Here is a 25,320-nt window from a genome sequence, read left to right on the forward strand (position 1 = left end):
CTGAAGCCGGAAAGCGACACGCTCGAGGCTGCCGAACTGGCGGTCTCCGACGCATTGGCCGGCGAGCGCGGCGCGGCTGTCCTGATCGTCGATGTCGGCCCGGCAGGCACGCCGTTGCGGGCCCTTGGCCTCGGCAACATCAAGGGCGAGATCGTCACGGCGAGCGAGCGGCGCGGCATTCCCTCGGCGCCTGGCATTTCGGGCTCCTCGACACGGCGCCCTCAGCCGACTGTCCACGACTGGCCGACGGGCGCGACGCTGGTGCTGTCGACGGACGGGCTGAAAAGCACCGTTCGCCAGCCCGAGCCCCCTGCCCTTTACCACCGCAGCGCGCTGACGATCGCCGCCGCCATCTATGAACGACGCCGCCGGGACACGGACGACTGTGGCATACTGGTGGTGAAGGCGTGATGGCCGGCGCGATCGTCACCTCGATCCGCATCGAGAACGACACCGACGTCGCCTATGTGCGCCGCACCGCACGCATCGTATCGAAAAGCGCCGGCACCAAACCACGCGACCAGGCACGATTCGCGACCGCCGTGTCGGAAATCGCCCGAAACGCGCTGCAATACGCGAAGAACGGCGTCGCCGAGTTCTCCTTCGCTTTCGATGAGCGCACGATCGACCTCGTCGCAAAGGTGTCCGACGACGGGCCTGGCATCGAGCGCATCCCCGACGAGGAAGACGACATCGTCCGCCACAGGCCGGGCCTCGGCATTGCCGGCTCGCGCAAGCTCGTCGACGCCTTCGACATCAAGAGCGGGCGGGGCGGAACCGTGGCAACGCTCAAGGTGCATCTGGGCGCCGGCGCCAGGGAGCAACTCGACGTTTACCTGGAGCGCGCCAAGGAGGCGCTCGGCCTGTCGGCGCAGTTCAGCCCTATGGAGGAACTTGCCGAGCAGAACCGCGCGCTGCGCGAGGCCTTCGCGCAGCAGGAATTCCTGATGCGTGAATTGCACCACCGGACCAAGAACAACCTGGCGCTGATCGGCTCGCTGGCGACGATCCAGGCACGCAAGGTGCAAAGCCAGGAAGCGCGCGACGAGCTCGAAAAACTCGCCCATCGCATTCGCGCATTCTCCTCGGCACATACCTATCTGCACCGTGCCGAGGACGTGACCAAGATCGAGCTCAAGGATCACCTCGACCAGCTGATCGGCATGCTGTCCGATGCCTTCAACAAGGAGAATGTCGCGATTGTCAGCGATGTCGAGGGCGCATTGGTCGAATCGGAGACGGCGCTCGATCTCGGCCTGATCGTCAACGAACTCATCACCAACGCGGCCAAGCATGCCCATCGCGGTGCGGGCCAGCACTCGACCGTCACCGTGCGCACGCGCACGCAGGGACGCAAGCTCCTGCTGTCCGTCTTTGACGACGGCCCCGGCCTGCCAAATGCAGAAGAAGTGCTGCGCAACTCCAATTCGCTGGGCTGGCGCGTCATCGAATCGAGTGCACGCAAACAGAAGGCCTCGGTCCTGATCGACGGCAGCAACGGGCTGCGCGTCGATTTCGAACTCGATATCGCCTGAAGTCAGACCGTTCTATCGGTAGCGCGCCTCGATCGGATCGGCAACGACGCGGCGATAAAGATGCCAGGTCGCGTGCCCGAGAATCGGCATGACGACGGCAAGACCCGCGAAGAACAGCGAAGCGCCAAGCGCCAGACCGCCCGCCACGATAAGACCCCAAAGGAGCATCGGGCCGGGATTGGCCATGACCGCGCGCGCCGACGTCGCCACGGCGGCATAGGCGCCGACATCGCGGTCGATCATCAGCGGAAAGGCGATGACCGTCGTGGAAAGCGCGACGAGCGCGAAGGCCAGGCCGACGAGATTGCCGGCGACGATCAGCGTCCAGCCCGCCTGTGTGGTGAACACCGCGCCGAGGAACGCGCCGATCGTTTCCGGCGTGAAACCGCCGAACGTCCAGCGATAGATCGCTTCCGCGCTATAGATCCACGCGATGAACAGGAAGACCAGCATGGCGCCGACGGTCAGGATCGATGGGATTGCGGGTGAGCGCAGCACTGCGAGTGCATCGCGCAGCGAGGCATCCTCCCCCGCCTCGCGCCGGCGGCTGATTTCATAAAGGCCGATGGCCGCAAAGGGGCCGATGAGCGCAAAACCCGCCATCAGCGGGAAGACCAGTTGAAATGCGTTCTCCCCCGACGTCGCCGCCATCAGGACGACGCCAACGACGGGGTAGATCATGCAAAGAAAGATGTAGTGGGACGGTTTGTGGCGGAAATCGTCGAGGCCGCGCCTGAGCGCCGCCAGAACGTCGGATGTGTCGATGTGTCGGATCACGGGGACGATGGGCGTCTCGCGAGAGCCGGCGAAAACATGAAAGGCCATGGTCGGATCCTCCCAGAATGATTCGCGATCAAGCGGGACCTTGGGCGGCCGAGTGGTGAAATAAGGACACCGCGGCCCTGACCCTGCCTGAAATCAGATCATAGCCGATCGACTCGGTCTTGTCGCGAGGCGACTCGCGCGGCAGTCTGGATGCCATCTGGCAGATGGCGCACCGCTGCCTGGCGGCGGGCCAGCATGCAAGGCGGGGACGGAAAGTGGATCATGTCCAGCTGGGTATCCGGCGAGCACCGGAGATTGCGGCGGCCAAATCACTGATTCAGATGGAAAAATATCCGCGAAGTGTCGTTTTCTTGGTTTTCGTGGCGTGTTTCTTCCGGCCCGAATATTCCCGTTAGGGTTTCGTTAACTAAAAATAGCTTGACCCAAGGCGGTTGTTCACCGACCGTATTTACGCGCCAAGCCCGGTATTGGGCGCTTGCGGCGTAACAGACGGGGAAACGTGTAGAGGTGGGGTTTGTCGATTTCCACGGCAAGCGTGTGTAGCCGGATTGGCGTCAGCGCCGAATCGGCGCAGATTATGGCACGGATCGGCGGGCGGCCCCTGTTCAGGGCGCTCGGCCAGAGGGAGCATTTGGGGTGACAGCTGCACTCGGCACATCGATGGGATCGCACGAGGCGACGGTGGCGGCGGACGAGACGATCGCAGCGGATGCCGCGCTGCTGTCGGAGCAGTTGCGCGCGCTGCGTGACCGGCTGTTTCCGCCAACCGCGCAGAAGACGCTGCGCACCTTTTCGTCGGGCGAAGCGGCTCGGCTGATCGGCGTGTCGGATGGGTATCTGCGTCAGCTCTCCATAGCCGGCGAAGGACCGCAGCCCGAAACGGGCGCTGGTGGCCGGCGCTTCTATTCGCTCGGCGATATCAACGAACTGCGCCGCCATCTGGCCAGCCAGGCGCGTGCCAAGGGCAACACGGCCAAGGCGCGGTCTTACGTGAAATGGCGCGAGCCTGACGACGAGCATCTGCAGGTCATCGCCGTGACCAATTTCAAGGGCGGCTCGGGCAAGACGACTACAAGCACCCACCTTGCCCAGCATCTGGCGCTGTCGGGCTACCGGGTGCTGGCCGTCGATCTCGACCCGCAGGCTTCCATGTCGGCGCTGTTCGGCTACCAGCCGGAAGTCGACCTCACGGGCAACGATACGCTCTACGGCGCCATCCGCTACGATGACGATCGCCGCGCGCTGACTGACATCATCCGCCCGACCTATTTCGACGGGCTCGATCTCGTGCCCGGCAATCTCGAACTGCACGAATTCGAGCATACCACGCCGCGCATGCTGGCATCGGGCGCCGGACGCGGCGCGGGCGGGCTCGACGATTATTTCTTTGCCCGCGTCCAGGCCGCGCTCGCGACCGTTGCGGACCGATACGATGTCGTTGTCATCGATTGCCCGCCGCAACTGGGCTTTCTCACGCTGTCGGCACTCTGCGCCGCGACGTCGGTCATCGTCACCGTGCATCCGCAGATGCTGGACGTCGCCTCGATGAGCCAGTTTCTCTATATGACGTCCGACCTGCTGTCGGTCGTCCGCGAGGCGGGCGGCACGCTGAATTTCGATTTCCTGCGCTATCTGATCACCCGCTACGAGCCCAATGACGGGCCGCAAACGCAGATCGCCGGCTTCCTTCGCGCCCAGTTCGGAGAACGGGTTCTGACGGCGCCCATGGTCAAATCGACCGCCGTGTCCGACGCAGGGCTGACCAAGCAGACGCTTTATGAGGTTGGTCGGGACAATTTCACGCGGGCCACCTACGACCGTGCCATGGAATCGCTCGGTGCGGTGAATGCCGAGATCGAAGGCCTCATTCTCGATGCCTGGGGCCGGCGCAGCGCCGCGGGGGGCCAGCCATGAGCTCCAAGCGCAAGGATCATCTGAAAGCAATCTTCGGCGGCGAGAGGGCTGCCCCGAAATCTCCTTTGCCGGCAAAGGAAAGCGAGACGTCCGCACCGCAGCGCGCGCCCGAAACCAAGTCGGCCGAGCCGCCGCGAGCCGCCTCCGGTGCGGTCAAGGCAATGGGGTTGCAGCTCTCATCGGTATCGCGCGAGCTCGATGCTGCGCGTGCGCTGAAGGAGAGCCTGTCGAGCGGCGACCGGGTGGTCGACGTCGATCCCGCCATCATCGATCCATCGATCGTGCGTGATCGACTGAGCCAGGACGAGGATGGCGACGAGACTTTCGCGGACCTTGTCGAGAGCATGCGGGAAAACGGCCAGCAGGTGCCCGTTCTCCTGCGCCCGCATCCCGACAAGGCCGGCCGCTACCAGGTGGCCTATGGGCATCGCAGGGTCAGTGCGGCCAGGCGGCTGGAGCGACCCGTCCGCGCCGTCGTGCGTGATCTGGAAGATCATGAACTGGTCATGGCTCAGGGCAAGGAGAACACCGAGCGGCGCAACCTGTCCTTCATCGAGCGCGCCTTTTTTGCCCAGACGCTTATCCATCGCGGTTTCGATCGCGGCGTGGTCCAACAGGCGCTGTCGCTGCACAAGACGGAGATGACACGCTTCCTGCAGGTTGCTGCTTTGGTGCCGCCCATGGTCATTCGCGCCATTGGCCCGGCGCCGAAGGCCGGCCGGCCGCGCTGGCTTGAACTGGCAGAGATCTTTCAGAAGCGTCCGGCGGCGATGGAGATCGCCATCGACGAGATCAATGCGGAGGCCTTCAAGGCAGCCTCATCGGATGAGCGCTTCAAGCGGCTGCACACCCGGCTCGGTAAACGGCAGTTGCAGAGGGCGAAGGCCGAGCGCGATGCTGCAACGCAGCATTTCAGACGCGGCGACGGCCAGGTCGTTGCCAGCGTGCCGCCTGGCAAGCGCAAGCGAATCGAATTCGACGAGACGCGCCTTCCCGGTCTGGCCGATTATGTCGCGTCCGCGCTACCGGATCTCATCGCGCGCTACGAGGCGCGTTCGCAAGAGGAAAGCGATGACGACGCGGTCTGACCGTAGGTCGACGCGCTGCATCTGAACAGGACGAGAAGAGGAAGACCGCAAGAAAAAAGGCCCCCAGAACGTTGCCATTCCGGAAGCCCCTTTCGATGTAGCAATCTGAAAGAATCACTTCCGCACATTAAAGTCAAGCGTCGGCACCGTTCCGGTGAACCCTTTTTCTTGCCTTCAAGAGAGGGTGGACACACATGACCGACCGTTTTGCGACCTCGCCATTCGGCGGGCGGGCGATGACGCGCGCGCAATTCATAATCAACGAACAGGTGCGCAAGGCCCGTCAGGCGCTAATGGCCCGGCGCGGCGAAGACGAGACCTCCGCGCCGGACGATTCCGCCGAAGGTGTCGACAAATGGCGGCTCATTCGCGCGCTGAGCGAAGGGCGGGCCCATTTCGCCCTCTCCGACCGCACGATTGCGGTCCTGGATGCGCTGACGAGTTTCCATCCGGAACGCATGCTCGATCCGGCCGGCCCTTTGGTCGTCTTCCCCTCCAATGCGGAATTGTCGATACGCGCTCGTGGCATGGCGCCGGCGACGCTCAGGCGTCACCTCGCCGCGCTCGTCAGCGCCGGGCTCGTGCTGCGGCGTGACAGCGCCAACGGCAAGCGCTATGCGCGGCGCGACGACACGGGCTCGATCGAGCAGGCCTTCGGCTTCGATCTCGCGCCGCTGGCGCTGAGAGCCGCGGAAATCGAAGAAGCCGCCGCGGCCCAGCGCCAACTGTCGGCGGCGATCCGCACCGTGCGAGGCGAAATCACGATTCATCTGCGCGACATTGCCAAGACGCTGGAAGCTGCTGAGGCAGAGAGACGGCCGATCGACTGGACCGGTCTGCGGGACCGTCTGGAGGCGCTCTCTGGGCGCCTGGCGCGCAATCTCGATCTTCCAACGCTGTCACGTCGCCTCGACGGTCTTGCGAAGCTGAGGGACGAGGTGGAGAGCGCCTATCTTTCGTCTCTTGGAGACCGGGAACTCGACCACAAAGAACAAGAAATGAGCGCCAATGACTCACGGAATGAGCGCCATATTCAGAATTCAAACACAGACTCCCATTCTGAATCCTTCCAGGAAAAAGAAAGAAGCGGTTGGCCGACTGCCCTGGAGACAAAATCGGCGGTGCAGACCGGGCGGCCATCGGCCGAAAGAGCGAAGGCGCGGCATGAGGCGGTTGGCGTCACATCGTCTGGTCCGCGGCAAGGGCCGGCGGTGCCGCTCGAAACGGTGCTGCAACGCTGTCCGCAGATGCGCGACTACGCGCCGGGCGGTCTGGCGGGCTGGCCGGACATGATGCGGGCGGCCGATACGGTGCGTTCCATGCTTGGCATCTCGCCAGACGCTTGGCGCAAGGCGCGGGACGAGATGGGCGAAGCCAATGCCGCGATCGCAATCGCCGCGATGCTGGAGCGTGCCGAGGCGATCCGCTCTCCGGGCGGCTATCTCAGGACGCTGACAGAACGGGCCAGCGCCGGGAAGTTCTCCGTGAAGCCGATGCTGGCGGCACTGGCAAGTGCGAAACATGCGTAATCATGGCCGCCCTGCCTGCTTTGCTCAGGCTTCGGCCTCCTGGTTGACAGCTGTCAACTGCAATGAAAACTGCGCCGAGTTGACAGCTGTCAACGCATCGCATGCATCAGCGCCAGGAATCCTTCGGCTGGGATCGATTCACGATCGTCGTTGGACGCGGCGATCCGGCCAGGTCAATGGTGGCGGTCATGACGAACCGCCCTCCCCTCGCCCACCTGCACCGCTGCGATGGCGCCCGCAACATGGCGCGCTTCTACCGGCTGCACCTCGAAAGGACGCTGTTCGGAGAATGGGCGCTCGTGCGAACCTTCGGGCGGATCGGCACGCGCGGCCGGTCATTGGCCCTCGTCTTTCCGACCCGTGCTGCTGCGCTCCTCGCATTCGAACGCCAAAGAGCCGCCAAATTGAAGCGAGGCTACGGTCCGGCCTGAATACGCGCATTGCACCAGGGATCAAAACCGGCCGACATGTGTTAACGAACCAACGCACCCTCGCCTGTCCGTGTTCGCATATGCTGGCGGTCGGTGTATAGAATGACGCATGCCATCGCTCGGATTCATGCTGCACAAAAGCCCGACCCTGCCAGCCTCCATCATCTCCGCCCTCCAGAAGGAACCGCGGCGCTATGCCCATGAGCGCGGCCATGACGGGCACGCGACGGTGGCCTCCTACAATGTCCACAAATGCGTCGGCGTCGACGGCCTGTTCGATCCGGATCGGGTCGCCGCGGTGATTGCTGAGATCGATGCGGACATTCTTGCCTTGCAGGAGGCCGATGCCCGGTTCGGCCGCCGCGCCGGTTTGCTCGATCTTGGCAGCCTCGAAGCGGCAAGCGATCTCGTGCCCGTGCATCAACCCGAGAGCCAGAGCCACGGCTGGCACGGCAATGTTCTTCTCGTCCGCGAAGGCCTCATCCAGGATGTGCGGCGGATCGCCCTGCCCGGCGTCGAGCCCCGTGGCGCGCTGCTCGCCGATCTTGAGATCAAGGGTGTGCGCCTGCGCGTCATTGCGGCCCATCTCGGGCTGCTGCGACGCTCGCGGTCGAGGCAGACAGAATTGCTGCTCGACCTGGCGCGTTCGAAGGATCATCCCACCTTGCTGATGGGCGACCTCAATGAATGGCGCGTGCGCCGTCGCTCTTCGCTCGTTCCGCTGCTGCCGCATTTTGGCCCGCTGCATGCGCCGCTGCCGAGTTTCCCCTCGCGCATGCCGATCCTCGCGCTCGACCGGATCCTGGCCAGTCCGCAGCAACTGATCGCCAGCATCGAGGTGCACAATACGCCGCTGGCGCGTCTTGCCTCCGATCACCTGCCGATCAAGGCGCGGCTCGACCTGACGGATTGCGACGGCTTCGACGCATGCGGCTCGTCCTGATCCTCGCGCTGGCGAGCGTCGGTCTCGCCTTTCTCAGCGTGCTGGCCGTCTATGTCTACGGCATGGTGGCACGGCGTTCGCCCGGCGAACCCTCCCATGCGCTGCCGACCGACGGCGGCAAGGATACGCCGCTGGACGAACTGGTCGACGGGCTGGAGACGCCGGATCCGGACGATACGGGCATGCTGCTGATTGCGGACAATCTGGATGCCTTCGCGGCCCGGGTCCTTTCGGCGCGCAATGCCGGGCGCAGCCTCGATCTGATCTACTATCTCTGGCACGACGATCTGACCGGCGGTCTGCTGGCGCAGGAGGTGATCGCCGCCGCCGATCGCGGCGTGCGCGTACGCCTGCTGCTGGACGATATAAACACCCGCGGCGCCGATCCGCTCTACTTCGCCCTCGACGTGCACGAGAACATCGAGGTGCGCCTTTTCAATCCGATGCGCGAGCGGGGAGGGGGCCTACGCCGGGGCATCGAGATGCTGCTTCGCCTGATGTCGATCAATCGCCGGATGCACAACAAGGCGTGGATCGCGGACGGCCGGCTGGCGATCGTCGGTGGACGCAATGTCGGCGACGAATATTTCGACGCGGCAACCACCAACTTCCGCGATCTCGATCTGTTGCTGCTCGGTGCCGCCGTGCCCGAGGCCGAACAGATATTCGATGCCTTCTGGAATTGCGGCGGCAGCGTGCCCGCCGATGCGCTGATCCGCCGTCCGAAGAATTTGGATCGTGTGAGAAATCGTTTGAGGCGGCTCGGTTCCGGCGAGAAGGCAACACCCTATCTGGGGCGCGTGCGCCGCCGGGTCTCGGTATCGCGGCTTCTTGACGATGCGGGACGGCTGCATTGGTCGCATGACGTCAGGGTGGTCACCGATCCGCCGCAGAAGGCCAATGGAGAGCTGGACGGGCGCTGGCTGACCAGCGATCTCGTTCCGGCCCTCGATGGAGGGACGAAAACGCTGCGCATCATCTCTCCCTATTTCATTCCCGGCGCCGAAGGCCTTTCCTGGCTTGCCGGCATGGCGCAGCGGGGCATCGACATTCAGGTGCTGACGAATTCCCTTGCCGCGACCGACGTTGCAGCGGTGCACGGCGCCTACGCGCCCTATCGACCGGACCTCCTGAAGGCCGGGATCAGGCTATTCGAACTCCAGCCCTTTGCCGCGCGCAAGGGCATATCGGCGTTCGGCTCCAGAGGCGCCAGCCTGCACACCAAAGCTTTCATGGTCGACGGCAGGAAGGGGTTCATCGGCTCCTTCAATTTCGATCCCCGTTCCGTCTCTCTCAACACCGAGATGGGCGTTCTGTTCGAAAGCCCCGGCCTTGTGACCGAACTCGATGAAATTTTCGAGACGGAGACCGCGGCCGATGCAAGCTTTACGGTTAAGATCGCCGGGGACGGCCTTGCCTGGGAGGGCGAGGTGCGAGGCGTGGCGCGCAGCTATCGTCAGGAGCCGGAGGCGGGCACGGCACGCCGGCTGCTGGCCTTCATCGTCGGATGGTTGCCGATCGAGTCGCAATTATAGACATTCGAGTGACCCAAGCGAACGGCGCTCTAGCTTGAGTATGCGCTGCATGCTATCGATTAATCAATGGTTTACCATATCCTCGATTTTGACCTGCAACGCCTCGTATTGCCGCTCGCGCAGGCGACGGCCGAGCTGGCTCGCCTGGATGAGCGGGTGGCGCGCTCGCCTGTGCGGGAAGGATGGCTGGCGCGCAACGACTTCGCCGATGCTGTCGCGGCGCTCTGGGTCATGGGCGATCTGGTTCACCTGGAAGATCTCGTCCTGCACGACCAGCGCATGGACAATCGCGCGCCGAGCCAGGAGCTGACGCGCGCCGCCGGCGTGCTGAGGGCGCGGCGCCGCATTGCCGGCCAGCCGCCCGACTGGGCCCTGAGCGCCGCCGGCCTAGCACATCTTCGAAACCGCTCTCCTGTCGTCCCGGTGCGCAGCGCGGATGGCGAAATCCCGCCTGCGGAAGGGGAGGGGAGCGGCAAGTCTCCTCGCCTTGACGGTGCAGACGGCGCCCTTTCGGCAGCGATCGCCGCGATGGATGCCACGCTGGCCCGTTCGGCCGCAACGCTCGTCGCGTCGTCACCAGACCGGCGCGGGCGCGATACGCTGGTCTACGATCTCGACTGGAACGAGGACGCCCGGCTTAAGGACTGGTGCCAGATCGTCGCCGCGACGACTGCCTTGCCGCCGGTGCTGCGCGCTGCGCTGCTCATTGATGTATGGCGCGAGATCGAGGTTCTCCAGCATGGCGGATGGCTGGGTCCGCTGCTGGTGGCGGCGTTGTTGCGCCAGGCCGGAGCGGTCACAGCGCATCTTCCCGCCTTGCATTGCGGCTTGCGGGCCGTCGAGCGCGAGAAGCGCACGGCGAAGGTGCGCACGGAAAGACTGGGCGCGCTGCTTGCTGCCATCGCCGAAATGGCTCGTCTCGGGATGAAGGAACACGATCGTCTCGTTCTGGCAGACACCACCATGCGGCGACGGCTCAAGGGGCGGCGGGCATCCTCGCGCCTGCCGCAGTTGATTGCGCTCGTCCTCGCCCATCCCGTGGTTTCTGCGCCGATGGTGGAAAAGGCGCTCGGCGTCACCCAGCAGGGTGCCCACACGCTGATCGCCGCACTCGGCCTGCGCGAAGTGACGGGGAGGGGCCGGTTCCGCGCCTGGGGCATTCTTTAGGGCGGCGGGCTGCTTGAGGGTCTTTGGTCCGGCCGCGGCCGATCGTTGCAACCCATGATGTCCATGCCCGTTAAGTGAGTGGGGCGAGATGGAAGGGAGACTGACGATGCGACATCGCACCATGCTTGCAGCGCTCATCCTGACCGGCGGGCTGGCCGTGCCGGCGCTCGCGCAGGATGAGGGCGCTGACGCTGGAGCCGAAACCGAAACGGACTGCGGACCACAGGGAACGCCTGACGCCATCTCGGCGCAATCATGGTCGATCGACCTCTTCGATGCCGACAGCACCGAAGGCGCCGGCTTCGACCTGACGATCGAACTTCAGAACGAGCTGGACGCGGGCTTGAGCGAGATCGAAGCGCGCTATTTCATTCGCGATGCCGATGGCGGCCTCGTCACCAGCTTCCAGGTGGAGCCCGAAGCGATGCCGGGTGCCGGCGAGACGTTCGAGACGTTCAACAGTTTCCGCGACACCGCCGCCAGCGAGATCAACGATCCGGAAAGCGACATCGCCACCATTCTCGTTTGCACCAGTCAGGTCGTCTACGAGGATGGAAGCGAGGAGACGTTCTGAGCGGCCGCGTTTGGCCGTTGCCCTTGCCATTGGGCGCGTCTACGATAATCGCTTGGGTGGGCGGACGGCGTGTCCGTGCCGAAAGGTGATTGCGCAGGACTGAATGACGACCAATTCGAGCCGCCTGGATGACGCGGCGCGTGCCGGCTGGCTCTACTACGTCGCCGGCAACACGCAGGATCAGATCGCGCGCAAGCTCAACGTCTCGCGTCAGTCGGCGCAAAGGCTGGTCTCGCTGGCGGTATCAGAGGGTCTCGTCAAGGTTCGCATCGACCATCCGATCGCCCATTGCCTGGAATTGGCAAGCCGGCTGAAGAGCCGCTATGGACTGGACCTTGTCGAAGTCGTTCCGAGCGATCCAGGGTCCTCGTCAACGACCGTCGGCGTTGCCGAAGCCGCCGCCGCGCAGATCGAGCAGCGGCTGAGCGGCCAGGACCCGATCATCATGGCCATCGGGACCGGGCGAACGCTGAAGGCGGCCATCGAGAAGCTGCCCTCGATGGAATGCCCGCAGCACAAGGTTGTCTCGCTCACCGGCAACATCGCCCCGGACGGCTCCGCCGCCTTCTACAACGTCGTCTTCACCATGGCCGACAAGGTCAAGTCACGCTCCTTCCCGATGCCGCTTCCGGTCATCGCCTCCTCGCAGGAGGAGCGCGCGTTGCTGCACCAGCAGCCGATGATCCAGGCGACGCTGGCGCTTTCCGCCAAGGCCGACGTCACCTTCGTCGGGATCGGCGATCTCGGGCCCAACGCGCCATTGTTCGTCGATGGCTTCATCAGCCGTGACGAACTGGCGGCATTGAACGAGGCGGGGGCGGTCGCCGAGATCGTCGGCTGGGCGATCGACGCCGGAGGCAAGACGCTCGAAGGCATCACCAACGATCGCGTCGCCTCCTCGCCCATCCCCTCGCGCAAGAGCGGGCTGGTGGTCGGCATCGCGAAGGGGCCGGCCAAACTGCCCGGCATCGCCGCGGCGCTCGCCGGCGGGCTGATCAACGGTCTGATCACCGACGAGGAGACCGCCTCTGCGCTGATCGGCCAGGGTCAGTAGCTCGGGCGCGCTCAGGCAATGATCCATTCCGACCCGTGGATCGTCCTGGCCATGTCGTCGACATAGCTGGTGGCCGCCACATTCTCCTGGCTCGTCGCAAACGCGATCAAAAGATTGGGGCGCGAAGTCTGGCCGCTGGAAACGGCGCCGACCCAATAGTCGATTCGCGCTTTTCCTCCTGATCGCCGCGACGCGTGGCGTTACGGGCTTGCCACGCACAAGTCCTCCGAAAGCGGTAGGTCACCTGCGAATAGGGGCGTTGGCGGGCGTCAGTGCCTGGTCTCGACAGTCCCACGCATCATGGTCTCTGTCCCGTACTTGCTGCACTGCAGCGACGAATGGGCGTTGACAAATTCCACAGGCTGATGAGTAATTGCCCATGAGATAGGCATTTGCTCAATCTGCAGGGCCGTCACTCACGCTCATCAGGGAGGAATTTCATGAGGTATCGCTCACTGCTTCTCGGCGCCTGCGCGTCGCTTGTCGCTGCATCCGGCGCCAGCGCCCAGGATGCGACGACGCTGACCATTGCGACGGTCAACAACGGCGACATGATTCGCATGCAGGGTCTGACCGAGGATTTCACCGAACAGCATCCCGACATCCAGCTGGAATGGGTCACGCTGGAAGAGAACGTCTTGCGCCAGCGCGTGACGACCGACATCGCGACCGGCGGCGGTCAGTACGACGTCATGACGATCGGCACGTATGAAGTTCCGATCTGGGCCGAGAACGAATGGCTGCTGCCGCTCGACGGCCTTGGCGAGGACTATGACGAAGAGGATCTGATCCCGGCGATCCGCGAGGCGCTGTCGATGGACGGCACGCTCTACGCCGCTCCGTTTTATGCCGAAAGCGCAATGACGCTCTACCGCACCGACCTTTTCGAAGAGGCGGGGCTGGAGATGCCGGAAGCCCCGACATGGGACTTCATCGCCGAGGCCGCGCAGACGATCTCGGAAGCCAATGAGGACGTCTATGGCATCTGCCTGCGCGGCAAGCCGGGCTGGGGCGAGAACATGGCGTTTCTCGGCGCGATGGCGCGGTCCTACGGTGCCAACTACTTCAATGCCGACTGGCAGCCGCAATTCGACAGCGAAGGCTGGACGACGGCGGTCAACCAGTATGTCGAACTGATGACCAATTACGGCCCTCCCGGCGCAGCCTCGAACGGCTTCAACGAGAACCTGTCGCTGTTCAACCAGGGCCGCTGCGCCATGTGGATGGACGCGACGGTCGCGGCCTCCTTCGTCTCCAACCCCGACGAGAGCCAGGTCGCCGACAGCGTCGGCTACGCGCCGTTCCCCTGCGGTATCGAGGACTGCCCGAACAGCGGCGCCAACTGGCTGTGGGCGTGGTCGCTCGCCGTACCGGCAAGCTCGCAGAAGGCGGAAGCCGCGCAGACCTTCATTTCCTGGGCGACATCGAAGGGCTATCTCGATCTCGTCGCGGAAAAGGAAGGCTGGGCCAACGTGCCGCCCGGAACGCGCACCTCGCTCTACGAAAACGAGGAATATCTGGCCGAGGCTCCGTTCGCAGAGCAGACCCTGCAGGCTATCCAGAACGCCGATCCGTCATCGGGCGAAGACAAGCCCTATGTCGGCCTGCAATTCGCCGCGATACCGGAGTTCCAGGGTCTTGGCACATCCGTCGGCCAGCAGATGGCAGCCGCCGTCTCCGGCAACATGACGGCCGAACAGGCCCTCCAGGCCGCGCAGCAGACCGCGGTGCGCGAAATGACGAGGGCAGGCTACATCCAGTAGGGAGGTAGCCGAACCAGCCTCCGCCCGGCCCCCAATCCTCCGGCCGGGCGGAGGTCTTCAGCCCGGCGCGACTGGCGCCGGCAGGGCAGGGACCAGGCATCCGGCAGGATCGATGTCCTTTCCTTCAGACCACCAGCGCGCTTCATCCATCTCCGGCAAGGTTTCCCTTTGAGGTGAAGCCTCGGCAGCAACGAGGAGGGCATCGCCATGGCGACGATGCAGACAAAATCGGCAGCCCGGCTGATGATGGCGCCCGCCGTGATCGCGCTGCTTTTGTGGATGGTCGTGCCGCTGTCGATGACGCTCTATTTCTCGACGCTGAACTACAACCTCTTCAATCCGGCACAGACGCCATTCATCGGCTTCACCAATTACAGCTTCTTTCTTTCCGATCCGGCCTTCTTCACCGCCATCCGCAATACGCTGACGCTGGTTGCCGGCGTTCTCGTCATCACGGTGGGCGGCGGGATCCTGCTGGCGCTGCTGCTCGACCAGGACTTCTACGGCGTCAACATCGTGCGCCTTCTCGCCATCGCGCCCTTCTTCGTCATGCCGACCGTGGCGGCGCTGGTCTGGAAGAACATGATGATGAACCCGGTCTATGGGGTCATCGGCCAGTTCCTCAATTTCATCGGCGTCGGCGCGATCGACTGGTTCTCGAATGCGCCCCTGACGGCGATCATCATCATCGTGGCCTGGCAGTGGCTGCCCTTCTCGACGCTGATCCTGCTCACCGCGCTGCAGTCGCTGTCGGAGGAGCAGAAGGAGGCCGCCGAGATGGACGGCGCCGGCGCGCTGTCGATCTTCTGGTACATCACGCTGCCGCACATGGCGCGCGCCATCACGGTGGTGATCCTGATCCAGACCATCTTCCTCCTGTCGATCTTCGCCGAGATATATGTGACGACGAGCGGCGGGCCCGGCCTGCAGACGACGAACCTGCCTTATCTCGTCTATGCCCAGGCGCTCCTGCAGTTCGACGTGGGGGGCGCGTCGGCCGGCGGCATCGTGGCGGTCATCCTCGCCAACATCGTCGCCTTCTTCCTCATCCGCATCATCGGCAAGAACCTGGACGCTTGAGGGGAGACCGACCATGGCACGCGCAATCTCCACCCGCCGCAAGCTGACCTTCACCGCCATCGGCTGGGCGGTCGGCCTGCTCATCTTCTTCCCGGTGCTCTGGACGATCCTCACCTCGTTCAAGACCGAGCTCGATGCGATCTCGATCCCGCCGAAATTCCTGTTCTTCGACTGGACGCTCGAGAACTACGTGACGGTGCAGGAGCGCTCGAACTATTTCCGTTTCATGATGAATTCGATTTACCTGTCGCTCGGATCGACATTCGTCGGGCTCCTCTTCGCGATCCCCGCAGCCTGGGCGATGGCGTTCTCGCCGACGCCGCGCACCAAGGACGTGCTCTTGTGGATGCTGTCGACCAAGATGCTGCCGGCCGTCGGCGTCCTGATCCCGATCTACCTCGTCTTTCGGGATTTCGGGCTGCTCGACAGCCGCGTCGGGCTGATCGGGGTGCTGTTCCTGATCAACCTGCCGATCATGGTCTGGATGCTCTACACCTACTTCAAGGAAATCCCCGGTGAGATCCTCGAAGCGGCGCGCATGGACGGTGCGTCGCTGAGCAAGGAGATCACCCATGTCCTGGCGCCGATGTCGGTACCGGGCATCGCCTCCACGGTCCTGCTCTCGGTGATCCTTGCCTGGAACGAAGCGTTCTGGACGCTCAACCTGACGACGTCCGACGCGGCGCCGCTCACCACCTTCATCGCGTCCTATTCCAGTCCGCAGGGCAACTTCTACGCCAAGCTTTCGGCGGCTTCGACGCTCGCCATCGCACCCATCCTCATTCTCGGCTGGTTCTCCCAGAAGCAGCTCGTGCGCGGCCTCACCTTCGGCGCGGTCAAATAGGAGACCAGACATGGGCAACATCAAGCTGCGAGAGGTCTCGAAATCCTTCGGCTCGACGAAGGTGATCCCGAGCATCGACCTCGATATCGAGGACGGCGAATTCGTCGTCTTCGTCGGCCCTTCCGGTTGCGGCAAGTCCACGCTGTTGCGGCTGATCGCGGGGCTGGAGGACGTGACCGGCGGGCAGATCCTGATCGACGGAAAGGACGCCACCGGCCTTGCTCCGGCAAAACGCGGCCTTTCAATGGTGTTCCAGTCCTACGCGCTCTATCCGCATATGAGCGTTCGCGGCAACATCGCCTTCCCGCTGAAGATGGCGGGCGAGGACAAGGCGACGATCGACCGGAAGGTGGGTGAGGCAGCCCGCGTCCTCAACCTCACGGACTATCTCGATCGCAAGCCGCGCCAGCTCTCCGGCGGCCAGCGCCAGCGCGTGGCCATCGGCCGGGCAATCGTGCGCGAGCCCGAGGCTTTCCTTTTCGACGAGCCGCTGTCGAACCTCGATGCGGCGCTGCGCGTCAACATGCGGCTGGAAATCTCCGAGCTGCACCAGCAGCTCAAGACGACGATGATCTACGTCACGCACGACCAGGTCGAGGCGATGACGATGGCCGACAAGATCGTCGTGCTGCAGGCCGGCAACATCGAGCAGGTCGGCTCGCCGCTGGAACTCTACAAGGCGCCGCGCAACCGCTTCGTCGCCGGGTTCATCGGCTCGCCGAAGATGAATTTCGTCGAGGGTGCCGAGGCTCAGAAGCATGGTGCGCAGACGATCGGCATCCGGCCGGAGCACATCGCCATCTCCAAGGGCGAAGGAACCTGGCAGGGCACGGTCGGCGTGTCGGAACATCTCGGCTCCGACACGTTCCTGCACGTCAATGTCGACGGGCTCGGCACCATCACCGCGCGCGCCGACGGCGAGATGGATGTGCGGCACGGCGACCGCGTCTCGCTGACGCCCGACAGCAGCAAGATCCACAAATTCGACCAGAACGGACTGGCGATCCGATGAAGCGGCTTGCCGGCAAATCCGCTCTCGTGACGGGATCGGCGCGCGGCATCGGCCGGGCGTTCGCCGAGGCGTATGTCGCCGAAGGCGCAACGGTGGCGATCGCCGACATCGACCTTGAGCGTGCGACCTCGACGGCCGAGGACCTCGGGGCGAACGCCTATGCGGTCGCACTCGACGTGACCGACCAGGCGTCGATCGACGCGGCCGTCGCGGCGGTCAGGAAGAGGGCAGGGGGGATCGACATCCTCGTCAACAACGCCGCGATCTTTGACCTTTCGCCATTCGTCGATATTTCACGCGAAAGCTATGCGCGCGTCTTTCAGATCAATGTCGAAGGCACGCTCTTCATGATGCAGGCCGTCGCCCGCTCGATGATTGCGCGCGGCAAGGGCGGCAGGATCATCAACATGGCCAGCCAGGCGGGCCGGCGCGGCGAGCCGCTCGTTGCCGTCTACTGCGCGTCCAAGGCGGCGGTGATCAGCCTGACGCAGTCAGCAGGGCTCGACCTCATCCGCCACGGCATCAACGTCAACGCCATCGCTCCAGGCGTCGTGGACGGCGAGCACTGGGATGGCGTCGACGCGCTCTTCGCGCGCCATGAGAATCGCCCGCTGGGCGAGAAGAAACGTCTGGTCGGCGAGGCGGTGCCGTTCGGCCGCATGGGCACGGCGGCCGACCTGACCGGCATGGCGATCTTTCTCGCCGGCCCCGAAAGCGAATACGTCGTTGCCCAGACCTACAATGTCGACGGCGGCAACTGGATGAGCTGAGCGCGTGGCCCGCGTGCCGGCGAAAGGACCGATAGGAAATGCTGACAAGGCTGTCACTCGCCAATCTGAAGACGATCGAAAAGACGGCCGCCGTGCCGCGCTATGACCGCGCCGCGCTGAGGGCCGGCATCGTGCATTTCGGCGTGGGCAACTTCCACCGCGCCCATCAGGCCGTCTATCTCGACGATCTCTTCAACCTCGGCCGCGACCACGATTTTGCCCTTGTGGGCGCCGGTGTCCTTGCGAGCGACCGGCCACTTCGCGACAAGCTTCGCGATCAGGACTACCTGACGACGGTCGTCGAGCAGGAAGCGGACCGGTCTAAGGCGCGCGTCACCGGCGCCATGATCGACTATGTCGAGCCGGCCGACGCGACGTCGATGATCGCTCAACTGGCCGACCCCGCCATCCGCATCGTCTCGCTGACCATCACGGAAGGCGGCTATTTCATCGATCCGGCGACGGGCGAGTTCAACCCAGGCCATCCCGACATCCAGCACGATGCGGCATCGCCCGGCGCGCCGAAGACCGTTTTCGGCGTCATCCTGGCCGGACTGAAGGCGCGCTGGGAGGCGGGCCTTCAGCCATTCACCGTGATGTCATGCGACAACATTCCCGGCAATGGTCATGTCACCGAGAACGCCGTCGCCGGCCTTGCCGATCTCGTCGACCCGGCGCTCGGCAACCGGGTGCGCGGCGAGGTCGCCTTTCCGAACGGCATGGTCGACCGCATCACCCCTGCGACGGGGACGCGCGAGATCGGCATGCTGGCCGACACATTCGGGATCGAGGACAGTTGGCCCGTCTTCTGCGAGGGCTTTCGTCAATGGGTGCTGGAAGACCGTTTTCCACTCGGACGCCCGGCGCTGGAAGAGGTTGGCGTCACCTTCGTCGACGACGTTGCGCCTTATGAGCTGATGAAGATCCGCATTCTCAACGGCGGACACGCGGCGATCGCCTATCCGGCGGCGCTGATGGACATCCATTTCGTCCACGAGGCGATGGAGAACGACCTCATCCGGCGGTTTCTGGAAAAGCTCGAGCGCGAGGAGATCATCCCGGAAGTGCCGCCTGTTCCCGATACCGATCTGACGGACTATTTCCGCCTCATCGAGCGGCGCTTCGCCAATCCCAAGATCGGCGACACGATCGCCCGGCTGTGCCTCGACGGATCGAACAGGCAACCGAAATTCATCCTGCCGTCGACGGCGGCGCGGCTGAAGGGCGGGCGTCCCGTCACGGGGCTGGCGCTGGTCTCGGCGCTGTGGTGCCGCTATTGCGCGGGCACGAGCGACAGCGGCCGCGAGATCGCACCGAACGATGCCAGCCACGCCCGCCTTAAGGAAGCGGCCCTCAAGGCCAGGGACGAGCCCGATGCGTTTCTTGCGCTGTCCGACATTTTCGGCGGTGTCGGCCGAAACGAGCGGTTTGCCGGAGCGTTCGCCGCTGCGCTGGGCTGCGTGTGGACGCATGGCACGAAGGAAACGCTGGAGCGCTACCTCAACGGCGCTCTTCAACGATAGGGGAAGCGACGGTGCGATCGCGGGGCATGCGCAGTCGTGATGCAGGCACCGGCACTGGTCTGGTGATCTTCGATTGCGACGGTGTGCTGGTCGACAGCGAGCCGATCTCGATCTCCGTCCTCGTCGATCTCGTGGCCGAGGCGGGGCACGACCTTTCCAGCGACGACGCCTATGACCGGTTTCTCGGCAAGAGCATGGCGAGCATCTGCGCGATGCTTGGCGACGATCCGGGGATCGCGGTGACGCCGGCCCATCTCGACGCGATGCGGCTTGTCCTCTATCGCCGGTTCCGCGACGAGTTGCGGCCGATCCCCGGCGTCGCGGAGGCACTGGACGCCATCGACGTGCCGCACTGCGTCGCCTCTTCCAGCCAGCCCGAGCGCATCGCGCTGTCGCTGGACGTGACGGGACTGTTGCACAGGCTGGAGCCGCACATCTTCAGCGCCACGATGGTGGAGAATGGCAAGCCGGCACCCGACCTCTTTCTCTATGCGGCGGATAAAATGGGAATCTCGCCCGAGCGTTGTCTGGTGATCGAGGACTCCGTGCCGGGCATCGAGGCGGCGAAAAGCGCGGGAATGCGGGTGTTCGCCTTTACAGGTGGTTCGCACGCCGCGCCCGTCGGATTGCAATCGAAGGTGGCGGCGCTTGAGCCGGACTTGATATTCGATAACATGCGCGAACTCCCGGCACTGCTCGGGAAAGAATGATCGACGGGAAAGACGACGGTTTGAAGCGCGCATATGTGGTGGCGGTCGATGTCGGGACGGGAAGCGCCCGCGCGGGCGTACTCGATCGCTCGGGCGTGCTCCTGTCGCGTGCCGAGGAGCCGATCGCAATGAACATGCCGCGGCCCGGCCATGCCGAGCATGATTCCGGCGACATCTGGCACGCCGTCTGCCGCGCCGTGAAGGCGGCGAGGGAGGCGGCCGGCGTGCCGGCAAGCGCGGTGGCGGGGATCGGCTTCGACGCGACCTGTTCGACCGTGGTGCTGACGGCGGACGGCGCGCCGGTCAGCGTGTCGACGAGTGGTGAGGCGCGCTGGGACACGATCGTGTGGCTCGATCATCGGGCGCTCGCGGAGGCGGACGAGTGCACCGCGACGGGCCACCGGGTGCTCGACTATATCGGTGGCGTCATGTCGCCGGAGATGGCGACCCCGAAGCTTGCCTGGCTGAAGCGCAACCTGCCGGACAGCTGGGCGCGCGCCGGACTGCTCTTCGACCTTGCCGATTTTCTCACCTTCAAGGCCTCGGGCTCGACGGCGCGATCGCAATGCACGCTGACCTGCAAATGGACGTTTCTGGCTCATGAAGCGCCGGGCTGGCAGATGGACTATCTTGCCGCGATCGGCCTTGATGACCTGATCGAGCGGGGCGGATTGCCCGATGTCGCGACCCCCGTGGGCGCGGACCTTGGACCTTTGACGCGGCAAGCCGCCGACGAGCTCGGGCTGACGACCGACTGCCGCGTTGCCAGCGGCCTGATCGACGCGCATGCCGGTGCGCTCGGCGTGCTCGGCGGGTTCCTCGAGGCGCCCGCGACGATCGACCGGCATCTGGCGCTCGTTGCCGGCACCTCAAGCTGCGTCGCGGCCTTTTCCCTGAAGGCCAAGGCGGTGCGCGGCGTGTGGGGCCCCTATTTCGGCGCCGGGGTGCCGGATCTCTGGCTGAGCGAGGGCGGGCAGTCTGCGACCGGGGCGCTGCTCGACCACGTGATCCGTATCCATGGCGCGGGCCTTGCGCCCGACCGCACGGCTCACCGCAAGATCGCCGCCCGGATCGGCGAACTGCGCGCGTCGGAAGGCGAGACATTTGCCGACCGGCTGCACGTGCTGCCCGATTTTCATGGCAACCGCTCGCCGCTCGGCGATCCGCACGCGCTCGGCGTCGTCAGCGGATTGTCACTCGACGCCTCCTTCGATGCGCTGTGCCGGCTCTATTACCGCACGGCGGTGTCGATTGCGCTCGGCGTTCGTCATATCCTGGAGCAGCTGAACGCCAACGGCTATACGATCGACACGCTGCACGTCACCGGCGGGCATACCAAGAACCCGCTCCTGATGGCGCTTTATGCCGATGCCACGGGCTGTGCCGTCGTGGAGACGGAAAGCGAGGATGCCGTGCTCCTCGGCACCGGCATGCTGGCCGCTTCCGCCGCGGGCTGGTTCGGCTCGCTGGCGGCGACGGGCGTTGCGATGCATCGCCAGGGACGGGCGCGCCAGCCGGATGTCGCGGCCGCCGCGCGGCTTGAGCGCGACTATGCCGTCTTCCTCGCCATGCATCGTCATCGGCGCGAACTCGACCGCCTTGCCGTTGGCGATACGGCCTGAGCGCGCCGCCGCAGCCTGCCCTCATATGCGCACCGTGCCGGGATGCTGGCGCATCAACTGTTCCAGAAAGAGCCCGAAATCCGTGCCGTGCCGGGCGCTGCGGGGCATCGGCACCATCACGTCGCCGACGATCCTGGCCGGCCTCCCGTTGATCAGCAGCAACCGGTCGGCCATGCGCGCCGCCTCGCGCACATTGTGGGTGACCATCAGAACGGTGACCGCATGCATGACGGCAAGGTCGACGAGCAGATCGCGCAGCCGGTCGGCCGTGTGTTCGTCGAGCGAAACGAAGGGCTCGTCCAGCAGCAGGACGTCCGGCATGACGGCGAAAGCGCGCGCCAGGGCCACGCGGCGCTCCAGGCCGAGAGACAGCTCGGCGGGATAGCGTGTGCGCATCTCCGCAAGGCCAAGCACGCGGTAGAGCGTATCGAGATCGGGCGAGGCGCCGTCGGGCAAAGCGAGGCGGACATTCTGGTCGACCGTGCGCCAGGGCAGGAGACGCGGCTCCTGGAAGACGGCGGCGATGCGCATGTCAGGCTTCGGCCAGCGCACCGTGCCGTCATAATCGCGGTCGAGCCCGAGCAGGATCCGGAGCGTCGTCGTCTTGCCGCAGCCGGACGGGCCGATCAGACAATTGAATGTCGCCGGCGCCAGGGAAAAGGCCAAGTCGCGCAGAACTTCCGTCTCGCTGCGGTCGGCCGAGGCGAAGGACTTGCGACGGATCCTGACCTCAAGCGGGCTTGCTCCGCCAACGGGTGAGATGCTGTTCAACGGGCTGGACCACCATGAATTCGATTGCGAGCATGACGACGACGAAGGCGAGCGCATAGGCGAGCACCGATGCCACGTCGAAGAGCTGGAAATAAAGATGGATCTGGAAGCCGACGCCGTTCGAGCGGCCGAGGAACTCCACGACAAGCACGATCTTCCAGATCAGCGACAGCCCGGAGCGGCCGGCCGCGGCGATGAAGGGCTGCATCTGCGGCAGCACCACATGGCGGATCGTCTTCCAGCGCGAGAAACGGAAGACCGCCGCCATCTCGGACAGTTTGGGATCGAGCGCGCGGGCACCCTCGCGCACCGTGATGATGACGTTCGGCACCTTGTTCAGCGAGACGGCGAGGATGGCGGCGGTCTCGGTGAGTCCGATCCAGATGTAGCAAAGCACGATGATGACCAGCGCCGGCAGGTTGATCATCAGGATCACCCAGGGATCGAGCAGCCGATCGGTGACGCGGCTCTGGCCCATGGCGATGCCGATCGCCGATCCGGCGGCCATGGCGAGCGTGAATGCGGCGACGACGCGCGCCAGCGTCGCGCCGAGGTGAAAGAAGAGGTCGCCCGACTGGGCTTCACGGATGAGGATGGAGAGCACCGTCGATGGCGCCGGCACGTCATGGCGGCCGGCAAGCGCGGCGAGAGCGGCCCACAGCGCCAGGAAGGCGACGATCGACAGTGATCTGAGCGGCAGGTTCGTCACCGCCTCACGATCCGTCGGTGAGCGCCGACCAGAAAGTGCCGTCGGCCATCGTGGTGGCGGGACCGACGAGTTCCTCGCCGCCGATCCTCGCCAGAAGCGCGTAGATCGTCTCGGTGTCCTCCCGCTCCTCGCTGAGCGGACGGGCGGGGATGCCCTCGCGGAAGCGGTCGCGCAGCGCGTGAAGCGTCGCGTGGTCCGCGGCACCGGTCAGCGGGCGCAGCGTCTCCCACTCTTCGTCGGACGTCGCCAGGATGCGTTTGGCGGCATTGGAGGCTTCGAAGAAACGCTTGACGAGCGCGCTGTTGTCGTTCGCCCATTCCTCGCTGAAGGTCCAGCCGATCGCCGAGATGGGGCCTTTCGCGCCGAGCGCCATGGCCGCGTCGTTGGCGCCGATCAGCCGGCGAAAGCCCTCCGCCTCCAGGCGCGCGCCGTAGTGCCAGTAGTTCAGCACCGCGTCGACCTCGCCGTTGCGGGCCATCTCGGTGAGAAGGGGCGGGGCGCCGAAGACCGGCTCGGCGTCGCGCGTCAGGTCGACGCCGTGATCGCGCTCGGCAAGCGCGCGCAACAGGAGCCAACCCTTGTCGAGCGGCCCGCCGGCTACCGCGATGGTCTTGCCGGCCAGATCGCCGAGATCCGAGATGTCGGAGTCCGGGGGCACCATGATCGCGCCGACGGAGGAGGAAAACGGAGCGAACGTATAGGGTTCGCCGCGCCCCCGCTGGCGCGAGACCCAGAGCCAGTCCGAGACGATCATGTCGACCTCGCCGGCCTGCAGCGCCACCGTCGTCGCCTGGTTGCTGGCAAGGTCGAGCGTCTGCAGGTCGAAGCCGTTAGCCTCGTCCAGCCCGTGCCGTTCGATGACGTCGAGTTCCCAGTTGACGGTGCCGTATTGCAGGACGCCGATGCGGATCGTCGCGGCGTCCTGCGCGCTCGCTGGTGCGCAAAGGACGGCACCCATCATGACGATCGCGGCCAGCAGATGGCGCATGGTCTCCTCCCTCAATCGGATTCAGACTAGGCGCCGCCTGCCAGCCTGCCTATAGGCCGAAAGTGCCAGCACAGACGCAAAGAAGGCCGCCCCGAAGAGCGGCCCTGGATGCTGGTTGCCTGACGGTTCAGGCCGCCTGGACAGGGTCTCCGCTGCCCGCCCAGCCGGGATGGCGCGGCAGCCCGTCATCGGGGATGGTGACCATCGGGTGCTTGGAATTGACGAAAACCCAGCGATCGGGCTTCGCGCCGACATCGGCGTCGCGGTCGAGCGTCGGCACATGGATCAGGATATGATCCGGGAAGGCGTCGACATAAAGGAACATGTGGCATCCGCAATCCTTGCAGAAGCGGCGATGGCAGGTCGGCTTGGTGTCGTAGTTGTGGATCTTGTCCTCACCCTGCGTCACCTTGAACGCGCTGCGCTCGACGACGGCGATCAGCGCCAGCGCGCCGCCGCATGTGTCGGTGCAATCGGTGCACAGACAGTAATGAACCTCCGCCGGTTCGGCGTTATATTCATAGCGCACAGGATTGGTGTCGCAGCGGCATCCACCCTTGGCGAGAATGGCCATTGTCTTTCCTCCTCCGAACAATCGATGAAACAAGCCGCGCCAGCCTTCGGCGGCTGGGCGCTCGCCGGGCTTTGATGCGGTCCGGTGCCGGGTCGTGACGTCTGTCTGCATGAAAATGCACTCCCAGCCCTGCGCTCTATCCTCGGCTGGTCGCCGGACGATGCTTGCGGCGACGCCGTTCAGACACGAAAAGCTATGCGCGGGCTGGTATCGGCGACAATAGTACTTAGGGCCGGCGGCGCCGGAACGAAGGTTTCGATGATTATCGACAATGCAACGCTGCATCCGCGAAATGAGATTGTTGCGTTGCAACAAAATGGAGCGGAGACGACAAATAAAAGAGGGTCGTCAGGCAAGACGAAGCGCGGTTCCGGTCCGGCAGTACTAACGTTCTATCG

Annotated in this window: 23 protein-coding genes and 2 pseudogenes; 19 read left to right on the forward strand and 6 right to left on the reverse strand. The window is 64.8% G+C overall.

Translation table 11 applies throughout. The features are described 5' to 3' along the window. Both CN673_RS16465 and CN673_RS16470 read left to right on the forward strand, forming a co-directional pair. Window positions 1-411, forward strand: a pseudogene (locus CN673_RS16465) (hypothetical protein); the annotation flags it as partial. Then, window positions 411-1,535: a sensor histidine kinase gene (locus CN673_RS16470; protein WP_099867498.1), complete on the forward strand. Its 1,125-nt coding sequence runs from the start codon at window positions 411-413 to the stop codon at window positions 1,533-1,535. The pseudogene CN673_RS16465 and the gene CN673_RS16470, both read left to right, overlap by 1 nt. Window positions 1,536-1,547: 12 nt before the next feature. Here CN673_RS16470 and CN673_RS16475 read toward each other — a convergent pair whose 3' ends face one another. Further along, window positions 1,548-2,360, reverse strand: a complete 813-nt coding sequence (locus tag CN673_RS16475; RefSeq protein ID WP_099867499.1) for a DUF2189 domain-containing protein — start codon at window positions 2,358-2,360, stop codon at window positions 1,548-1,550. A gap of 621 nt (window positions 2,361-2,981) precedes the next feature. Between CN673_RS16475 and repA the strand changes: the two genes are divergently transcribed. The 9 genes from repA to CN673_RS16525 all read left to right on the forward strand — a co-directional run bounded on the left by repA (window position 2,982) and on the right by CN673_RS16525 (window position 12,556). Then, the gene (gene repA / locus CN673_RS16485) at window positions 2,982-4,235 is read left to right on the forward strand and encodes a plasmid partitioning protein RepA (protein WP_099867501.1); all 1,254 of its coding nucleotides are present in this window, start codon (window positions 2,982-2,984) and stop codon (window positions 4,233-4,235) included. Next, the gene (gene repB / locus CN673_RS16490; RefSeq protein WP_099867502.1) at window positions 4,232-5,323 is read left to right on the forward strand and encodes a plasmid partitioning protein RepB; all 1,092 of its coding nucleotides are present in this window, start codon (window positions 4,232-4,234) and stop codon (window positions 5,321-5,323) included. The genes repA and repB overlap by 4 nt, the downstream gene beginning before the upstream one ends. 194 nt (window positions 5,324-5,517) lie before the next feature. After that, window positions 5,518-6,852: a plasmid replication protein RepC gene (gene repC / locus CN673_RS16495; protein WP_099867503.1), complete on the forward strand. Its 1,335-nt coding sequence runs from the start codon at window positions 5,518-5,520 to the stop codon at window positions 6,850-6,852. Between the two features lie 188 nt (window positions 6,853-7,040). Then, window positions 7,041-7,283 carry a WGR domain-containing protein gene (locus tag CN673_RS16500; RefSeq protein WP_099867663.1) on the forward strand — a complete coding sequence of 81 codons (243 nt, stop codon included), beginning with the start codon at window positions 7,041-7,043 and terminating at the stop codon, window positions 7,281-7,283. A gap of 109 nt (window positions 7,284-7,392) precedes the next feature. Beyond that, window positions 7,393-8,226: an endonuclease/exonuclease/phosphatase family protein gene (locus CN673_RS16505; RefSeq protein WP_245409963.1), complete on the forward strand. Its 834-nt coding sequence runs from the start codon at window positions 7,393-7,395 to the stop codon at window positions 8,224-8,226. Continuing rightward, window positions 8,211-9,761: a phospholipase D family protein gene (locus tag CN673_RS16510; RefSeq protein WP_099867504.1), complete on the forward strand. Its 1,551-nt coding sequence runs from the start codon at window positions 8,211-8,213 to the stop codon at window positions 9,759-9,761. The genes CN673_RS16505 and CN673_RS16510 overlap by 16 nt, the downstream gene beginning before the upstream one ends. A 66-nt stretch (window positions 9,762-9,827) precedes the next feature. Beyond that, window positions 9,828-10,928, forward strand: a complete 1,101-nt coding sequence (locus CN673_RS16515; RefSeq protein WP_099867505.1) for an RHE_PE00001 family protein — start codon at window positions 9,828-9,830, stop codon at window positions 10,926-10,928. Between the two features lie 106 nt (window positions 10,929-11,034). Continuing rightward, the gene (locus CN673_RS16520; RefSeq protein ID WP_157928927.1) at window positions 11,035-11,502 is read left to right on the forward strand and encodes a hypothetical protein; all 468 of its coding nucleotides are present in this window, start codon (window positions 11,035-11,037) and stop codon (window positions 11,500-11,502) included. 103 nt (window positions 11,503-11,605) lie between these two features. Further along, window positions 11,606-12,556, forward strand: a complete 951-nt coding sequence (locus CN673_RS16525) for a sugar-binding transcriptional regulator (RefSeq protein WP_099867507.1) — start codon at window positions 11,606-11,608, stop codon at window positions 12,554-12,556. An 11-nt stretch (window positions 12,557-12,567) separates the two neighbouring features. Here CN673_RS16525 and CN673_RS21585 read toward each other — a convergent pair. After that, window positions 12,568-12,723, reverse strand: a pseudogene (locus CN673_RS21585) (DUF4214 domain-containing protein); the annotation flags it as partial. Window positions 12,724-12,996: 273 nt separating this feature from the next. On the opposite strand from CN673_RS21585, the gene CN673_RS16530 reads away from it, so the two are divergent. The 8 genes from CN673_RS16530 (at window position 12,997) to CN673_RS16565 (ending at window position 21,880) form a co-directional block, all read left to right on the forward strand. Then, on the forward strand, window positions 12,997-14,319 hold the full coding sequence (locus CN673_RS16530; RefSeq protein ID WP_099867508.1) for an ABC transporter substrate-binding protein: 1,323 nt from the start codon (window positions 12,997-12,999) through the stop codon (window positions 14,317-14,319). Between the two features lie 207 nt (window positions 14,320-14,526). After that, on the forward strand, window positions 14,527-15,399 hold the full coding sequence (locus CN673_RS16535; RefSeq protein WP_099867509.1) for a carbohydrate ABC transporter permease: 873 nt from the start codon (window positions 14,527-14,529) through the stop codon (window positions 15,397-15,399). A gap of 13 nt (window positions 15,400-15,412) precedes the next feature. Continuing rightward, a complete protein-coding gene (locus CN673_RS16540) occupies window positions 15,413-16,243 on the forward strand; it encodes a carbohydrate ABC transporter permease (protein ID WP_099867510.1) in 831 nt (276 codons plus the stop codon). 10 nt (window positions 16,244-16,253) lie between these two features. Further along, entirely contained in the window at window positions 16,254-17,255 is a 1,002-nt protein-coding gene (locus tag CN673_RS16545; protein ID WP_099867511.1) for an ABC transporter ATP-binding protein, read from the forward strand. Further along, complete coding sequence (locus tag CN673_RS16550) at window positions 17,252-18,025, forward strand: L-iditol 2-dehydrogenase (protein ID WP_099867512.1); 774 nt, start codon at window positions 17,252-17,254, stop codon at window positions 18,023-18,025. The genes CN673_RS16545 and CN673_RS16550 overlap by 4 nt, the downstream gene beginning before the upstream one ends. A 38-nt stretch (window positions 18,026-18,063) precedes the next feature. Next, the gene (locus CN673_RS16555; RefSeq protein WP_099867513.1) at window positions 18,064-19,548 is read left to right on the forward strand and encodes a mannitol dehydrogenase family protein; all 1,485 of its coding nucleotides are present in this window, start codon (window positions 18,064-18,066) and stop codon (window positions 19,546-19,548) included. A gap of 26 nt (window positions 19,549-19,574) precedes the next feature. After that, window positions 19,575-20,258 carry an HAD family hydrolase gene (locus CN673_RS16560; protein ID WP_099867514.1) on the forward strand — a complete coding sequence of 228 codons (684 nt, stop codon included), beginning with the start codon at window positions 19,575-19,577 and terminating at the stop codon, window positions 20,256-20,258. Then, window positions 20,255-21,880 (forward strand): FGGY-family carbohydrate kinase, encoded by a 1,626-nt coding sequence (locus CN673_RS16565; protein WP_198586028.1) that lies wholly within the window; start codon window positions 20,255-20,257, stop codon window positions 21,878-21,880. The genes CN673_RS16560 and CN673_RS16565 overlap by 4 nt, the downstream gene beginning before the upstream one ends. A 21-nt stretch (window positions 21,881-21,901) precedes the next feature. On the opposite strand, the gene CN673_RS16570 is transcribed toward CN673_RS16565, so the two are convergent. The 4 genes from CN673_RS16570 to CN673_RS16585 all read right to left on the reverse strand — a co-directional run bounded on the left by CN673_RS16570 (window position 21,902) and on the right by CN673_RS16585 (window position 25,033). Then, the gene (locus CN673_RS16570; RefSeq protein ID WP_099867667.1) at window positions 21,902-22,642 is read right to left on the reverse strand and encodes an ABC transporter ATP-binding protein; all 741 of its coding nucleotides are present in this window, start codon (window positions 22,640-22,642) and stop codon (window positions 21,902-21,904) included. Further along, window positions 22,611-23,360: an ABC transporter permease gene (locus CN673_RS16575; protein ID WP_370853064.1), complete on the reverse strand. Its 750-nt coding sequence runs from the start codon at window positions 23,358-23,360 to the stop codon at window positions 22,611-22,613. The genes CN673_RS16570 and CN673_RS16575 overlap by 32 nt, the downstream gene beginning before the upstream one ends. A gap of 4 nt (window positions 23,361-23,364) precedes the next feature. Continuing rightward, window positions 23,365-24,348 (reverse strand): ABC transporter substrate-binding protein, encoded by a 984-nt coding sequence (locus CN673_RS16580; protein WP_099867515.1) that lies wholly within the window; start codon window positions 24,346-24,348, stop codon window positions 23,365-23,367. Between the two features lie 127 nt (window positions 24,349-24,475). After that, window positions 24,476-25,033, reverse strand: coding sequence for a GFA family protein (locus CN673_RS16585; RefSeq protein ID WP_157928928.1), 558 nt, complete (start codon window positions 25,031-25,033; stop codon window positions 24,476-24,478). Window positions 25,034-25,320: the final 287 nt, after the last annotated feature.

Origin of the sequence: Neopararhizobium haloflavum, from assembly GCF_002750855.1 — a bacterium.
GTDB classification, from domain to species: Bacteria; Pseudomonadota; Alphaproteobacteria; order Rhizobiales; family Rhizobiaceae; genus Georhizobium; species Georhizobium haloflavum.

Bases quoted from the DNA above. Each gene is read 5' to 3' on its own strand.
- CN673_RS16470 (WP_099867498.1), top strand. From the start codon at position 411: ATGGCCGGCGCGATCGTCACCTCGATCCGCATCGAGAACGACACCGAC.
- CN673_RS16475 (WP_099867499.1), bottom strand. From the start codon at position 2,360: ATGGCCTTTCATGTTTTCGCCGGCTCTCGCGAGACGCCCATCGTCCCC.
- repA (WP_099867501.1), top strand. From the start codon at position 2,982: ATGGGATCGCACGAGGCGACGGTGGCGGCGGACGAGACGATCGCAGCG.
- repB (WP_099867502.1), top strand. From the start codon at position 4,232: ATGAGCTCCAAGCGCAAGGATCATCTGAAAGCAATCTTCGGCGGCGAG.
- repC (WP_099867503.1), top strand. From the start codon at position 5,518: ATGACCGACCGTTTTGCGACCTCGCCATTCGGCGGGCGGGCGATGACG.
- CN673_RS16500 (WP_099867663.1), top strand. From the start codon at position 7,041: ATGACGAACCGCCCTCCCCTCGCCCACCTGCACCGCTGCGATGGCGCC.
- CN673_RS16505 (WP_245409963.1), top strand. From the start codon at position 7,393: ATGCCATCGCTCGGATTCATGCTGCACAAAAGCCCGACCCTGCCAGCC.
- CN673_RS16510 (WP_099867504.1), top strand. From the start codon at position 8,211: ATGCGGCTCGTCCTGATCCTCGCGCTGGCGAGCGTCGGTCTCGCCTTT.
- CN673_RS16515 (WP_099867505.1), top strand. From the start codon at position 9,828: ATGGTTTACCATATCCTCGATTTTGACCTGCAACGCCTCGTATTGCCG.
- CN673_RS16520 (WP_157928927.1), top strand. From the start codon at position 11,035: ATGCGACATCGCACCATGCTTGCAGCGCTCATCCTGACCGGCGGGCTG.
- CN673_RS16525 (WP_099867507.1), top strand. From the start codon at position 11,606: ATGACGACCAATTCGAGCCGCCTGGATGACGCGGCGCGTGCCGGCTGG.
- CN673_RS16530 (WP_099867508.1), top strand. From the start codon at position 12,997: ATGAGGTATCGCTCACTGCTTCTCGGCGCCTGCGCGTCGCTTGTCGCT.
- CN673_RS16535 (WP_099867509.1), top strand. From the start codon at position 14,527: ATGGCGACGATGCAGACAAAATCGGCAGCCCGGCTGATGATGGCGCCC.
- CN673_RS16540 (WP_099867510.1), top strand. From the start codon at position 15,413: ATGGCACGCGCAATCTCCACCCGCCGCAAGCTGACCTTCACCGCCATC.
- CN673_RS16545 (WP_099867511.1), top strand. From the start codon at position 16,254: ATGGGCAACATCAAGCTGCGAGAGGTCTCGAAATCCTTCGGCTCGACG.
- CN673_RS16550 (WP_099867512.1), top strand. From the start codon at position 17,252: ATGAAGCGGCTTGCCGGCAAATCCGCTCTCGTGACGGGATCGGCGCGC.
- CN673_RS16555 (WP_099867513.1), top strand. From the start codon at position 18,064: ATGCTGACAAGGCTGTCACTCGCCAATCTGAAGACGATCGAAAAGACG.
- CN673_RS16560 (WP_099867514.1), top strand. From the start codon at position 19,575: ATGCGCAGTCGTGATGCAGGCACCGGCACTGGTCTGGTGATCTTCGAT.
- CN673_RS16565 (WP_198586028.1), top strand. From the start codon at position 20,255: ATGATCGACGGGAAAGACGACGGTTTGAAGCGCGCATATGTGGTGGCG.
- CN673_RS16580 (WP_099867515.1), bottom strand. From the start codon at position 24,348: ATGCGCCATCTGCTGGCCGCGATCGTCATGATGGGTGCCGTCCTTTGC.
- CN673_RS16585 (WP_157928928.1), bottom strand. From the start codon at position 25,033: ATGCAGACAGACGTCACGACCCGGCACCGGACCGCATCAAAGCCCGGC.